Here is a 13887-nt window from a genome sequence, read left to right on the forward strand (position 1 = left end):
GTTCGCCTTAGTCTCGTGGGCTCGGAGATGTGTATAAGAGACAGCTTCATGATGGGCGTGCTGTTCACCATTATTTCCGCGACCGGGATCCGTTCCTGGATCTTGCGTAACCTGCCGCAGGGTGTAGCGCACGGCGCGGGTATCGGTATCGGCCTGTTCCTGTTGATCATCGCAGCCAACGGCATCGGTCTTGTCGTGAAAAATCCGGGCGCCGGTCTGCCGGTCGCGATGGGCCAGTTCACGTCGTTTCCGGTGGCGATGTCGCTGCTGGGTCTGGCGGCGACCATCGGTCTGGAAAAACGCCGCGTTCCCGGCGGTATTCTGATTGTGATTATCGCCATCTCCGCACTCGGCCTGATTTTCGATCCGAACGTGACCTACCACGGTTTGTTCGCGCTGCCGAGCCTGAGTGATGCCTCCGGCCAGTCCTTGTTCTTCAATCTGGATATCAAAGGCGCGTTGCAGCCTATCGTCCTGCCGAGTGTATTGGCGCTGGTGATGACGGCGGTCTTTGACGCGACCGGTACGATCCGCGCTGTGGCGGGGCAGGCAAACCTGCTGGATAAAGACGGCCAGATTATCAGCGGCGGTCGTGCGCTAACGGCGGACTCCGTGAGCAGCATTTTCTCCAGCTTGATGGGGACCTCGCCAGCGGCAGTTTACATTGAATCCGCGGCCGGTACGGCGGCGGGTGGCCGTACCGGCCTGACCGCAACGGTGGTTGGCGTGCTGTTCCTGCTGATGCTGTTCCTGTCTCCGCTCTCTTATCTGGTGCCGAACTACGCAACCGCGCCTGCGCTGATGTATGTCGGCCTGCTGATGCTGAGCAACGTATCCAAGCTGGACTTCAACGATTTCGTCGACGCCATGGCCGGTTTGGTCTGCGCCGTCTTCATCGTGCTGACATGTAATATCGTGACCGGCATCATGCTGGGCTTCGGCTCGCTGGTACTGGGCCGTGTTTTCTCCGGCGAATGGCGCAAGCTGAACGTCGGCACGGTGATCATCGCCATTGCGCTGGTGGTGTTCTACGCCGGCGGTTGGGCGCTGTAATACTGTTTCAGACGACGTCATACCAAGAGGGGAACATGAGGTTCCCCTTTTTTACAGGTTCATTTCCGTTTTTTCTTTTTCGTTGCCTTTTCATCGCATTCCATCTGTTATTATTTTCTTAGGTCGATGACGACATCGCTCGAACGACGCTTAAGGCCTGTTCCTTACGCGGCCCCGCCAGAAACATGTCACGTCAATTCACCGGTGTTAGCGCGTTGATCGGTTACAGCAAGCATTAAGGAAAGCATGGAAATATTTTTCACCATCCTGATTATGACGCTGGTGGTTTCTTTGTCCGGCGTTATCACGCGTATTCTGCCCTTTCAGATACCGTTGCCACTCATGCAGATTGCCCTCGGGGCGATGTTGGCCTGGCCTAAATTTGGTCTGCATGTCGATTTCAATCCTGAACTGTTCATGGTGTTGTTCATCCCGCCGCTGCTGTTCGCCGACGGCTGGAAGACGCCGACGAGAGAATTTCTGCGCCATATGCGAGAGATCCTCGGGCTGGCGCTGGCGCTGGTCATTATCACCGTCGTCGGGATGGGCTATCTCATTCATTGGATGGTGCCGGATATGCCGCTGGTTGCCGCATTCGCGCTGGCGGCGGTGTTGTCGCCGACGGATGCCGTGGCGTTGTCCGGCATCGTCGGCGAGGACCGCATCCCGAAAAAACTGATGGGGATCCTCCAGGGCGAAGCATTGATGAACGATGCGTCCGGTCTGGTCTCGCTCAAATTCGCCATTGCTATCGCCATGGGCACGATGGTGTTTACCGTGCACGGCGCCACGCTGGAATTTCTGCAGGTGGCTCTTGGCGGCCTGCTGGCGGGGATCGCGATTACCTGGGTCTACAGTAAATCGCTGGGGTTGATCAGCCGCTGGAGCGATGACGACGCCGCGACGCAAATTGTGCTGCTGCTCCTGTTGCCGTTCGCCTCTTATCTGATTGCGGAACATTTGGGCGTGTCGGGGATTTTGGCCGCAGTCGCTTCGGGAATGACGATCAGCCGCTCGGGCATGATGCGTAGCGCGCCGTTGAACATGCGCCTGCGGGCCAACAGCGTCTGGTCCATGCTGGAGTTTGTGTTTAACGGCATGGTGTTTCTGATGCTGGGGTTACAGCTGCCGAGCGTGCTGGAAGAGTCGATTGTTCAGGCGCAGAGAGACCCGACGATTGAAACCTGGATGCTGTTTACCGATATCGCCATCATCTACTGCGCGCTGCTGCTTCTCCGCTTTTGTTGGGTCTGGCTGATGAAGCATTACAGCCTGCATATCCAGAACAAACGCCCGATGGTGTTCGCGGAATATTCCTCTCGCGAGCTATGGATTGTCTCTTTTGCCGGGGTGCGCGGCGCCATCACTCTGGCCGGTGTTCTATCCATCCCGCTGTTGCTGAGCGACGGCAGTGATTTCCCCTCTCGTTATCAGCTGGTCTTTATCGCGACCGGCGTCATCCTGTTTTCATTGATGTGCGGGGTCATTGCGCTGCCGTTGTTGCTCAAAGGCATTGTAATGACTGACAAAAGCTCGCATAAAAAAGAGGAACGTCTGGCCCGGACGGCGATGGCCAAAGTCGCCATCGATAGCCTGTTGAAAATGCAGGAGCGTTTAGCCGCCGATCGTGAGGATAATATCGATGAACAGGTGCTGAATGAGGTCTGTGCGCAGGTCATCGGGATGCTGCGTCGGCGAGTCACCGGCAATGATGAGCTGGAAGCCAGTATTGCGATTGAAAATCTGGAGCGCCGCTTCCGTCTGGCGGCCGTCAACGCGGAACGCGCCGAACTTTATCATCTGCGCGCCACGCAGCAGATTAGCAATGAAACGCTGCAAAAGATGCTGCGCGAGCTGGATCTGCTGGAAGCGGTGCTGATCGAAAAGGTCTAGGCGGGATATCCCCCGTGGCGCGAGACATGGCGTCACGGGGATGTTTCATCAGAGTGGCGCATCCGGGATCGGCTTCTCCTCCAGCAGCTGTGCGACGACGCCGGGGTTGGCCAGCGTCGAGATATCGCCCAGATGATGACCTTCGCCTGCGGCAATCTTTCGCAGGATCCGCCGCATGATTTTGCCGGAGCGCGTCTTCGGCAGGGCTTCCGCCCAGTGTAAAACGTCGGGCGTGGCAATCGCGCCAATCTCTTTACGCACCCACGCGCGCACCTCCTCATGCAGTTCCGCCGTCGGTTTTTCGCCGTGATTCAGCATGATGTAGGCGTAAATCGCCTGTCCTTTAACGCTATGTTCCACTCCCACGACGGCGGCTTCGGCAATTTTGGGGTGGGAGACCAACGCGGATTCGATTTCCGCCGTCCCCAGCCGATGCCCGGAAACGTTCAACACATCGTCCACACGGCCTGTGATCCAGTAATCCCCGTCCTTATCGCGACGTGCGCCGTCCCCACTGAAGTAGCGTCCTTTGAAGGTAGAAAAGTAGGTTTCCTCGAAGCGTGCATGATCGCCGAATAGGGTACGGGCTTGTCCCGGCCAGGAGTCGGTGATGACCAGATTGCCTTCGCACTCGCCTTGCAGCATCTGACCCTCACCATCGACCAACGCGGGTTTGACGCCGAAAAAAGGCTGAGTGGCGGCACCGGGCTTGAGATCGGTCACGCCCGGCAGTGGGGTAATCATGATGCCGCCGGTTTCTGTTTGCCACCAGGTGTCGACGACTGGGCAGTCGCCATTGCCGATCTTATGGTAATACCACTCCCACGCTTCAGGATTGATCGGTTCCCCGACGGATCCGATGATCTTCAGCGATCGGCGCGTTGATCCCTGTATGGCTTTATCGCCGTCCGCCATCAGCGCGCGAATGGCCGTGGGAGCGGTATACAGAATATTGACCTGATGCCGGTCGACGATCTGTCCCAAACGGCTGGCGTCCGGCCAGTTGGGAATACCTTCAAACATCAGCGAGGTCGCTCCACAGGCCAGCGGTCCGTACACCAGATAACTGTGACCGGTGATCCATCCGACGTCGGCGGTACACCAGTAAATATCGCCGGGATGATAGTCAAACACGTATTGGAAGGTGAGGGCGGCGTAGACCAGATAGCCGCCGCTGGTATGCAGCACGCCTTTGGGCGTGCCGGTTGAGCCGGAGGTGTAGAGAATGAACAGCGGATCTTCGGCTTGCTGCTCCACCGGAGGACAGTCCTCGTCCGCCTGATCCATCAACGTGTGCCACCAGCAATCGCGATCGTCTTCCCAAATCACGGCATTGCCAGTATGCCGAAACACGATCACCCGCTCTACCTGACTGAGCCGCGGGTTGCTTAACGCGTCGGTCACGTTTTGTTTTAGCGGGATCGTTTTACCGGCGCGCTGCCCTTCATCCGCCGTGATCACCATTCGGCTACCTGAATCGAGCAGTCGGCCCGCGATGGATTCCGGCGAGAAGCCGCCGAAGATGACGGAATGAATCGCGCCGATGCGGGCGCAGGCGAGCATGGCGATGGCCGCCTCGGGTACCATCGGCATATAGAGGGTGATGACATCGCCTTTACCCATCCCCTGTGCTTTCAATACGTTGGCAAATCGGCAGACTGCCTGATGAAGCTCCCGATAGGTCAGGCTTCGGGTGCGTTTGCCGTCATCACTCTCCCAGAGAATCGCCTTTTGGTCGGCCGCATGCGGTAGATGGCGATCCAGACAATTCGCCGACACATTCAATGTGCCGTCCTCAAACCAGCGGATATCGATATGCCCCGGGTTGAATGAGGTTTTTTTAACCGACTGGTAGGGTTTGATCCAATCGACTATCCTTCCTTGCTGGCGCCAAAAAGAATCGGGATCGTCAATGGACTGCTGGTACAGCTGACGGTAGCGCTCGGCGGTGATCAGCGCCTTGTCTGCGGTGTGGGTGGAGACAGGATAGTGTTTGTGCTGGCTCATCGTGCATCTCCCTTATCTTTGTGTTAACGATATGTCAATAAATGGTTAAATTCATTTTGGGATTCGAGTTTGTTTGTTTTTTGGGCGGAGGATCACGGATTACTCAAGCATGGGTAATGTTTCCAGATGGCAGAATAAATCGATGGCGATAGAAAAGAGGCAGTCAAAAAGGATTTAAAAATAGTGATCAACATCACATTTAATTGAATACACAGATTATTTTTTTACTCCTGTAATTAAAAAGCTACATTGCCTAACAATCATTGATTTAAACTATTCTTAACAAGAATTTGATCGGCGTATGCGATCAAATGGGGTAAAGATCGCGCCTATTTGGCCGATTAGATTTAAAGGAATTGAGGTATAGTGCTGCGGTCCTGACTTATGAACGGATCGCGTTAACGGAATGTGGCGTATATTCGGTGCTTCGGATAGGGCCTATAGAAAAGGCTTCATCGATGATCAAGATAGCTATATTCAATTCGCTTTAGTAATAAACATATGAGTATTCTTTTAAGGGATAGCTCACAAATAATTTGTTAATTCATTATAAATAAGCACAAAAAATCAATGCGTGAATGGTAGAGGTCGCTCTACGTAATTCAGAGGCTTGATGCTATTTTTGGCACGGTTTGTTTTTTCATCTGTCGGAAAGTTTTCTGACGGATTGAGGATTGCCATCATCAGGGTGACCATCTCTGTCTGGCCGAACTGATGCCTGGCTTTATCATTTTCTATAGAGCTTGATATAGAGCAGAGGAAACAATGAGTCTGATATTTGGGCGGAATGACATCATCGGCATATTGAGTACACCGATCCATAATGACCGCCGGGCGGTCGCCATCATTGACGAAAAATGCAAGATTCTCTGCGCCAATTCTGCATTTAACGCCCATTTTGGCTTGCGCCCGAATTCCAGCAATCCGGCGTCGATTGACGAAATACTGCCTATCAATGTGCGGTTTGCCTTTCAGGACTTCATCGCCGACAAGCATATGCTGAGCACGCATGTCAGCTGCGATCTGCTTGCGGACGGCTTTATGAAAAAGCCGATAAGCACGCTGACCTTTTCCAAGCTGAATGTGGAAAGCCGCGTGTTGTCGCTGATCATCCTTAATCATGGCGGTGTGTTCTTGAAGCCGGGTCTGGCTTCCTGACTCTGATTCCTCGCGGTATTTCTCCTGGGAACGACAGATATACGTTTTGTATCGCTGTCGTCCGCCCTTTGGGAAGTTTATACCTAAGTTTTATGAATCTTTCATTTCTAATTAGAGAACTTAATAAGTAAGTAAAAGGAATTGACCACGCTGCCTTTACACATCTCCACGCCGTATTTCATAAATAACATTTACTTATTCCTAATATTCTTATTCGTTATCTTCAGGCCTGAATAATATTTTCTGAGCCAACCTCACCCCCTCGCCTCTCTATTATTCATTAAGTTAGCGAAGGCATAACCTGAATTAGTGTGTCAAATGATTCCGCGAGATGTCATTCTGTTATTACAACGTGTAAAAACGGATGGATATTTTAATGAATTGATCGTTTTCCTCATAACCAATAACCCTAATATTGCCAGTGATATTAATTATCATGGTGGCTTAATATGGCGTGTTAGCGGTAAGGGTAAGGCGATGGCGAGGAGAGCCAGCGCAGGCGTCTGTCGTATTGGCGGCGGATCGGATGTTGGTCCAGGATCGGCGGCAAATTGCCGCTGGTGTTTCTGAGGTAAAACGCTAAGAATAATTGCAGAAACAGCATTTCATTGTCAGATCATCGATCTTTCTACGGAGTTCTCTGTATCAGTGAACAGAGGAAGGCGATGCTTTTGACGCAGCATTACGGACACAGGACGCCATCATGCAGTTGTTGAATTTGAAACAAGCCCGATTGTTAAGTTTTGTCTTTATCATGGGAGGATTGCTGCTGTTGATTCAGCTGCGTTTACTAGCTTGTTTTATCGCCGGTTTTCTGGTGTACGAAATTATTAACCTGCTGACGCCTCATTTTCAGAAGGTCATCAGCGGTAAGCGCGCCCGTTTGGCGGTCGTCGCGGTGATCAGCGCGCTGGTCGTCAGCTTGCTCAGCGTCACGTTTGCAGCGTTGGTGGGACTATTGATGCAGGAGATGAGGGACACCCGCGTTTTCAATGCGCGTATCGCCTACATTCTGGGTGACGTGCAATCCCAGATGATGACTTTTCTGCCAGGTTACCTGCCGGTCAGCGTTGAAGAACTCCAGCAAGAGGTTATCCAGTGGCTACAACAGCACGTGGCGATTTTGCAGAACTTAGGGAAAAGCTTCCTGCACGGCTTCGTGACGATGCTGATAGGCATGATCCTTGGGGCGATCATCTCGTTGTATAACGTCGATCACCGAGTGGACAAGCCGTTGCTTAAAATGGAGCTGCTGCAACGTATCAGTCTGCTGTCGGCGTCATTCCGCAATATCGTCTTCGCGCAGGTGAAAATCTCGCTGGTGAACACGGTCCTTTCCGCTATTTTCATATTGGGTGCCCTGCCGGCTTTTGGGATCCATCTGCCGTTTTCAAAAACGCTGGTCGTGCTGACGTTTGTTTTCGGCCTGCTGCCGGTGGTCGGAAATTTGATCTCTAACGCGATGGTGTTCATTGCCGCGCTTTCAATCTCGCTGCCGACGGCGTTGAGCGCTTTGCTATACCTGATGTTGATCCACAAGCTGGAATATTTCCTGAATGCGCAGATCGTCGGAACGCGAATCAAAGCTCACGCCTGGGAGATTTTGTTGGCGATGCTGGTATTTGAAGCTGCTTTTGGTTTATCTGGCGTGATCGCGGCCCCTATCTATTACGCCTATCTGAAAAGCGAGCTGAAGCAGGCTGCGCTGATCTAACCACTGAATAGCGGTCATTTACTCATGGATGGCCGCTCTGGCGCACGTTCCTTCACACACAGTCTGTTGAGCCCGTTCAGCGTTGAGCCTGTCGAGTCCGTAGAGCGTAAAAAAGAGAGTTGGCGTGGGGAAGGCTAAAGCGAAGAAAAGGGCGGCTGTGCGCCGCCCTCACGTTGGGATTAAGACTGGCTTGGCTGCTCTGAAGGCGCCGTCGCGGTGTCGTTTTCTTCCGGTGTTGCTGTCGCATCCGGCGTAGTCGTTTCCGGTTGCACGTTATCAGACTGCGGCTGCGCTTCCTGAGGATTGGCCTCTGGCGCGGCAGGCGTCGCTGCTTCCGGCGCGGCCTGCTGTACGGTCTGCGGCGCGACTGGCGCAGCGTTCTGTGGCTCAGCCGGTGATACAGGATCGTTGGCCGGGCCGTTCACTTTAAGCGGGATACCCAGGCGATCATGAATCACCTGATTAACCGTGCTTTCGTTCACGCTGGCATCAGCCAGAATTTGGGTCACGGCAGGCGTCAGCGTCAGCGGAACCGGTGTGTCGGCGTTGAACTCTTCCACGGTGCGTGACAGCGGGTGGTGAACTTCGAGGTAGCGGGAGCCGTCAGGTTCCGTCGTCGCTTTAACCGGTTCATTGATGAACTGCACGCGGGTGCCGACCGGCACGTGATCGAACAGGTATTTGATGTCGTCGGCACGCAGACGTACGCAGCCGTGGCTGACGCGCAGGCCGATACCGAAGTTGGCATTCGTACCATGAATGGCATACAGGCGCCCGATGTAAAGCGCATAGAGGCCCATCGGGTTGTCCGGACCGGCCGGGTAGACGGCTGGCAGCGTCTCGCCGCGCGCGGCGTATTCGGCATGCATAGCGGCGGTCGGCGTCCACGTCGGACCATCCTTCTTACGCTGTACCGAGGTCACCCAGTTGATCGGGGTATCCTTGCCTAACTCGCCGATGCCGATCGGCAGTACCACGACGGTATTGGTGCCTTTCGGGTAGTAGTACAGACGCATCTCTGCGCTGTTGATAACAATCCCCTGACGCGGCGTATCCGGGAGGATCAGCTGCTGCGGGATTGTAATGTCGCTGCCAGGTTTGGGCAGGTAAACATCAATCCCCGGATTTGCTTCCATCATATTGCTCAGCCCCATCTGGAACTGGGCGGCGAAATGCTCAAGAGGCTGGGTGCTATCGCTGGGGATAGTAAAGTTAATGTTTTCACCCACCAACCGACTTTTACCGGTAGGCAGAGGATAGACTACGGCCAGAGCTGCCTGGCTAAAGCTGGCAGCAGCCAAAACGAACGTCAGAATCGCACGAATACTCATGTTGGGATCTTAATTGAGTGTGAAGCCATACCGGCGGAAATGGTTATTGGGGTCAATAGAGACCTGTGCGCATTATATGGGCAGATCGTCTTAATTGGGAAACAACATGTGTAACTAATCACATTTTTTGAAGCCCCCAAGCCCGGCGGTTCATTTTTGGCATGAAAAAGTGAGTGAGATGTCTTCCTGACCGGGATGTCGGCAGGTGGGGGCGATGCGGTCGATAAGTCTGCCCACCATAAAAAACGCCCTGCGCCGGAGTGTCGGCGCAGGGCGTAGAGATTGCCTTACTAGCTGTTATTCCTGCGTATTTTTCTCGGCTTTGCCCGCCATCATATTCAGGAAGTCATAGCGTCGGCGCAGATCCAGCTCGGCTTCTTCATACAGCAGGGCCGTTTCTTCCGGCATCTGCGTATTCAGGCGGCGGAATCGTTGCTCTTTGAGCAGCGTATCGCTCAAGCTGGCGGACGGCGGACGAGAGTCCGTCATCAGCGCTGGTTTGCCTTCCGCGGTGCGTCGCGGGTCAAAGCGATACAGCGGCCAGAAGCCGGTCGCCGTCAACTGACGCATCTGATCGTGGCTGAACGCCAAATCGTAGCCGTGCTCTTCACACGGGCTGTAGGCGATAATCAGTGATGGACCCGGCCACGCTTCAGCTTCCTGAATGGCTTTTATCGTCTGGTTGAGCTGAGCGCCCAGCGAGATCTGCGCGACATAGACGTGTCCGTACATCATGACGTTGATGCCGAGATCTTTACGCGCTTTACGCTTGCCGTTCTCGCCAAACTTAGTTACTGCGCCCAGTGGGGTCGCCTTGGACTGCTGGCCGCCGGTGTTGGAGTAGCACTGCGTATCCAGCACCAGAACGTTGACGTTTTCCGACAGGCTCATGACGTGGTCCAGACCGCCGTAGCCGATGTCGTAAGCCCAGCCATCGCCGCCGATCAGCCAGATGGATTTCTCGACCAGATGATCCGCTTCTTCCGCCAGCTGACGCGCCTCATGACTCGTCAGTGTGGCCAACTGCTCGCGCAACTGCTCGATCTGCTGGCGACGGTCGTCGGTTTTAATATTTTCTTCCAGCAGAGACGCGACCAGTTCGGTGGATAACTGAGGCGCCAACTGGTTCAGCAGGCGCTGGGCGCGCTGGCGATGATGATCCACGCTCAGACGGAAGCCCAGACCGAACTCGGCGTTATCTTCGAACAGGGAGTTAGCCCAAGCCGGGCCGCGGCCGTTGGCATCGGTGGTCCACGGCGTCGTCGGCAGGTTACCGCCGTAAATCGAAGAACAACCCGTGGCGTTGGCGACCAGCAGACGGTCGCCGTACAGCTGGGTCAGTATCTTGATATACGGCGTTTCACCGCAGCCAGAGCAGGCGCCGGAGTATTCAAACAGCGGTGTAATCAGCTGCGACGTACGAATGTCGATGCGTTCCAGCTTGTTGCGGTCGATTTCCGGCAGCTTCAGGAAGAAGTCGTAATGCGTCTTCTCTTCCTCGACGTGCTCCAGGCGCGGCTCCATGTTGATGGCCTTGATCTCAGGGTTCTGACGATCTTTGGCCGGGCACACTTCCACGCACAGATTACAGCCGGTGCAGTCTTCGGGCGCGACCTGCAAGACGTATTTCTGGCCGCGCATGTCGCGGGCTTTCACATCCAGCGATTGCAGGGACGCGGGCGCGGTCTCCATCTCTTCCGCCGGGACAACTTTGGCTCGGATGGCGGCATGCGGGCAGGCGGCGACGCAATGGTTGCACTGGGTACACAGGTCGGCTTTCCACAACGGAATTTCTTCCGCGATGTTGCGTTTTTCCCAACGGGTGGTGCCCGTCGGCCAGGTGCCGTCCGGCGGCAGCGCGGAAACGGGCAGGGTATCGCCCAGTCCGGCCAGCATGGCGGCGGTCACGGTTTTGACGAAGTCGGGCGCGGCGTCGGAGACAACCGGCGGGCGCTGCGGGCTGCTCGGGTTGACCGGCTCCAGCGGCACGGCGGCCAGCGCTTCCAGCGTGGCGTCCAGCGCGCGCCAGTTACGTTCGACCAGCTCCACGCCTTTGCTGCCGTAGCTGTTATTGATGGCGGTGCGCAGTTTTTCTCGCGCATCTTCTCCCGGCAAAATTTGCGACAGGTGGAAGAAGGCCATCTGCATGACGGTATTGATACGCGCGCCCAGTTGGCAATCACGTGCGATCTTGGCCGCGTTGATGCAGTAGACGCGCGCCTGACGCTGATTCAGCCCCGCCTGCACTTCCTGCGGCAGGCGATGCCACAGGTCTTCGCTGCTGTACGGCGTGTTAATCAGGAAAATCCCGCCCGGTTTCAGACGTTCGACCATGCTGTATTTATCAATGAACTGCCACTGGTGGCAGGCCACGAAGTCGGCCTGTTCGATCAAGTACGCGGAATTGATCGGCGTTGGGCCGACGCGCATGTGCGATACGGTCAGGCTGCCGGCTTTCTTCGAGTCATACACGAAGTAGCCTTGCACGAACATCGGCGTCGAATTACCGACGATTTTGATGGAGTTCTTGGTGGCCGACACGGTGCCATCGCTGCCCAGACCATAGAACAACGCTTCGTGCGACGCTTGCGTCGGCATCGGCAGGTCGGACAGCGGCAGTGACAGATTTGTCACGTCGTCGTAGATTCCCACCGTAAAGCGCGGGCGCGGGTTGGCGAGCGCTAACTCTTTAAATATGGCTTCGACGCACTGCGGCGTAAATTCTTTAGATGACAGGCCGTAGCGGCCGCCGATCACGCGGGGCATGAGTGGGCGCTCACCTCGAGAGAAAGCCTCGGCGACGGCGGTCATGACATCCAGATACAGCGGCTCGGCTAGCGCGCCTGGTTCTTTGGTTCGGTCCAGTACGGCAATGTTCTGAGCGGTCTGCGGGATCACGTCCAGCAGGTGCTGGGCGGAGAACGGCCGGTACAGACGGACTTTCACCACACCGACTTTCTCGCCACGGGTGAGCAGCGTATCAATGACTTCTTCGCTGGTGCCGACGCCGGAGCCCATCAGAATGATGATGCGGGTCGCTTCCGGGTGTCCGTAGTACTCAAACGGGTGGTACTGACGACCGGTGGCGGCGGCGAAGTCATCCATCGCCTGCTCGACATGCTGATAGGCATCGTTGTACCAGGTGTTAGTCGCTTCGCGCGCCTGGAAGAAGGTATCCGGATTGGACGCGGTTCCGCGAATGACCGGACGCTCTGGTGTGAGCGCTCGCTCACGATGCTCATCAATCGACTTCTGCGGCAGCAGCTGCAGGATCTGTTCGTCGCTCAGCGGTTCAATCTTGTTGATTTCGTGAGAGGTCCGGAAACCATCAAAGAAATGAATAAAAGGCAAGCGGCTGTTCAGACTGGCCATCTGAGAAATCAGCGCAAAGTCCTGCGCTTCCTGAACGTTGCTGGCGCACAGCATGGCGCAGCCGGTTTGGCGTACGGCCATCACATCGGAATGGTCGCAGAAAATGGACAGCGCGTGGGTTGCAACCGTACGGGCGGCAACGTGCAGGACGAAGGGGGTCAACTGACCGGCCAGTTTGTACAGCGTCGGGATCATCAACAACAGTCCCTGCGACGATGTGAAAGAGGTCGCCAGGGCCCCGGTTTGCAGTGCGCCGTGCACGGTCGCGATGGCGCCGGCTTCCGACTGCATTTCCATCACGCGCGGCGTGTCTCCCCACAGGTTGCGGCGGCCTTCGCTGGACCAGGCTGCCGCCTGCTCCGCCATGGTCGAACTGGGCGTAATGGGGTAAATGGCGATAACTTCATTAGCTCGCCAGGCCACGGATGCGACTGCGTTATTACCGTCGGTGGTGATCATGACTTAACCTTCAATTGCTGAGCGAATTACCTTGTGGGGCGGGTTTTATCACCGCTAGGACTGATCGTTATACAGCCGTTTGTGCGCGGAGTTGTCTTAAAAATCTGTTCAATTCCAACTGCAGACAGTATGTAGCAATATTGTTACAGCGAGACGAACCATTTTCGGATCATAACAGGTCCGGCGAAAACGTTCATCCTTGCGACGAATACGGGAACTGTTTTTTCCTCTGTCGCCACTGAATCCTTACTGCCCCGTTCATTTCTGTGGGGAGCGCGAGTAAGGTAGACATTATGACGAGAGAAAAGCCACCACAGCCGATCATTGATACACCGCATCTGGTGCTGCGAGCGTTGCGGGATGGCGACGCTGAAGCGTTGTTCGCACTGCTGGAAAGTGACCCGCGCATCGCCGCTATGGCCGTGCATATTCCTTATCCTTGTCCCGAGTCTCGCATAAGATCGTGGATTGCGTCTCTGGACGATAACTGGCTAAGCGGAAAAAGCGTGACGTTCGCTCTGTGTCTGCGGCAAGGAGGAGAGGTCGTGGGCGCGATTTCGCTGTCGGCGCTGGATAGTCATTACCCAGAGGTCGGCTATTGGTTGGGGACGGAATATTGGGGGCGCGGCTACAGCACAGAAGCCTGTCTGGCGATATGTCAGTTCGCGTTTGGGCAACTCGGTCTGGACCGGTTATATGGCTGTCATAAAGACGGTAATACCGCTTCCGGTAAGGTGCTGCTGAAAAGCGGATTTCAGCTGCTGGGCAGTCAGCATCTGTATATCGCCGAGTTACAACGACAGGAATGGGTCGCTTTTTACCTGAAAGTTGCCTCTGAGGACGCGTCACTATCGCAACAAGATAATGCGCTGGCGGGGTAAACCGTAGTGATAATTTTAG

The 13887-nt window shown here is 55.2% G+C and carries 7 protein-coding genes; 3 read left to right on the top strand and 4 right to left on the bottom strand.

The window, feature by feature from the left end; all coding sequences use genetic code 11:
• Positions 1–1299 precede the first annotated feature (1299 nt).
• On the top strand, positions 1300–2946 hold the full coding sequence (locus Q7O77_RS07180; RefSeq protein WP_304164960.1) for a Na+/H+ antiporter: 1647 nt from the start codon (positions 1300–1302) through the stop codon (positions 2944–2946).
• Between the two features lie 48 nt (positions 2947–2994).
• Here Q7O77_RS07180 and acs read toward each other — a convergent pair whose 3' ends face one another.
• Entirely contained in the window at positions 2995–4953 is a 1959-nt protein-coding gene (gene acs, locus Q7O77_RS07185) for an acetate--CoA ligase (RefSeq protein WP_304164963.1), read from the bottom strand.
• A 567-nt stretch (positions 4954–5520) separates the two neighbouring features.
• Positions 5521–6075 carry a hypothetical protein gene (locus Q7O77_RS07190; protein ID WP_304164967.1) on the bottom strand — a complete coding sequence of 185 codons (555 nt, stop codon included), beginning with the start codon at positions 6073–6075 and terminating at the stop codon, positions 5521–5523.
• 739 nt (positions 6076–6814) lie between these two features.
• Between Q7O77_RS07190 and Q7O77_RS07195 the strand changes: the two genes are divergently transcribed.
• Positions 6815–7825, top strand: a complete 1011-nt coding sequence (locus Q7O77_RS07195) for an AI-2E family transporter (RefSeq protein ID WP_304164970.1) — start codon at positions 6815–6817, stop codon at positions 7823–7825.
• 179 nt (positions 7826–8004) lie between these two features.
• Here Q7O77_RS07195 and Q7O77_RS07200 read toward each other — a convergent pair whose 3' ends face one another.
• Positions 8005–9156, bottom strand: a complete 1152-nt coding sequence (locus Q7O77_RS07200; RefSeq protein WP_304164972.1) for a L,D-transpeptidase family protein — start codon at positions 9154–9156, stop codon at positions 8005–8007.
• A gap of 297 nt (positions 9157–9453) precedes the next feature.
• The gene (gene nifJ / locus Q7O77_RS07205; RefSeq protein WP_304164975.1) at positions 9454–12987 is read right to left on the bottom strand and encodes a pyruvate:ferredoxin (flavodoxin) oxidoreductase; all 3534 of its coding nucleotides are present in this window, start codon (positions 12985–12987) and stop codon (positions 9454–9456) included.
• Positions 12988–13280: 293 nt separating this feature from the next.
• Here nifJ and Q7O77_RS07210 point away from each other — a divergent pair, with 293 nt between their 5' ends.
• Entirely contained in the window at positions 13281–13868 is a 588-nt protein-coding gene (locus Q7O77_RS07210; protein WP_304164977.1) for a GNAT family N-acetyltransferase, read from the top strand.
• Positions 13869–13887 lie beyond the last annotated feature (19 nt).

This window comes from Lonsdalea britannica, assembly GCF_946477055.1.
GTDB classification, from domain to species: Bacteria; Pseudomonadota; Gammaproteobacteria; order Enterobacterales; family Enterobacteriaceae; genus Lonsdalea; species Lonsdalea britannica_A.